Origin of the sequence: Rhodococcus sp. T2V, assembly GCF_029269925.1 — a bacterium.
GTDB classification, from domain to species: Bacteria; Actinomycetota; Actinomycetes; order Mycobacteriales; family Mycobacteriaceae; genus Rhodococcus_F; species Rhodococcus_F koreensis.
The window spans coordinates 1-900 of the sequence record NZ_JARJBD010000325.1 but is presented as its reverse complement, the minus strand read 5'-3'; the positions used below and the strand labels follow the sequence as shown (position 1 = coordinate 900).

Genomic DNA, 900 nt, shown 5'->3' with positions numbered 1-900 from the left:
GAGTTCGGGGAGCGCCGATGTGCACGCGAGGACCGCGTGACGGGGCGCATCTTGTGTGTGGGCGCCCGGGCCGATCGAGGGAGGCGGACACCCGTTCGACCTCACCCGGGCGGCGAGCTGCCGGTGTGTGCTCTTGCCCCACATAGTACGGCGGAGAAAAATTGGGTACGCAGTGGCTGCGGCCGCGGGCCGTCGACGCCCGCCGGCGGTGGACCGCGACGGGTCGGCCACCGTTGCACTCACCGAGGGGACCCATGTCCCCGCGGGAGGAGGTTACTGATGTTCATCCAAGTCATCCAGGGAAAGGTCGCCGATCAGCCGCGGCTGCGCGAATGCATGGACCGGTGGAACGAGGAACTGCAACCGGGGGCCACCGGCTACCTCGGCTCCACCTCCGGCACCCGCGATGACGGCACCTACATCGCCCTGGTTCGGTTCGACTCCGAGGAGGCGGCCCGCCGCAACAGCGAACGTCCCGAGCAGGGAACCTGGTGGGCCGAGACCGAGCGGTGCTTCGACGGCCCGGTCACCTTCATGGACTGCCCGGACGCGATGGAGTGGCTCGGCGGCGGCTCCGACGATGCCGGGTTCGTGCAGATCATGGAGGGCCACACCACCGACGCGCACCGGCTGTCCGAGCTGTTGGCCCAGGCCGGCGACAAGCTACCCGGGGTGCGGCCGGAAATCCTCGGCGGTACGTTCGCCGCCGCCGGCGACGGCGGATACGTCGAGGCGGTGTACTTCACCACCGAGCCCGAGGCCCGCGCACACGAAAAGATCACCGTCCCCGACGATCTGCGTTCGCTGTTCGAAGAGGAAGGCCGGCTGATGGGCGAGGTCGACTACTTCGACCTGCGCGAGCCCATGCTGGTCTCCGCGTCGCGGTAGCGACAACCACCC

1 protein-coding gene is annotated in these 900 nt (G+C 69.2%); it reads left to right on the top strand.

Going from position 1 to position 900, the window contains the following annotated elements; translation table 11 throughout:
• The first annotated feature begins 279 nt into the window (after nucleotides 1–279).
• Nucleotides 280–888 (top strand): hypothetical protein, encoded by a 609-nt coding sequence (locus P3H15_RS54160; RefSeq protein WP_276144850.1) that lies wholly within the window; start codon nucleotides 280–282, stop codon nucleotides 886–888.
• Nucleotides 889–900 lie beyond the last annotated feature (12 nt).

Excerpts from the sequence above, each read along its gene's own strand:
- P3H15_RS54160 (WP_276144850.1), top strand. The coding sequence starts at position 280 with ATGTTCATCCAAGTCATCCAGGGAAAGGTCGCCGATCAGCCGCGGCTG.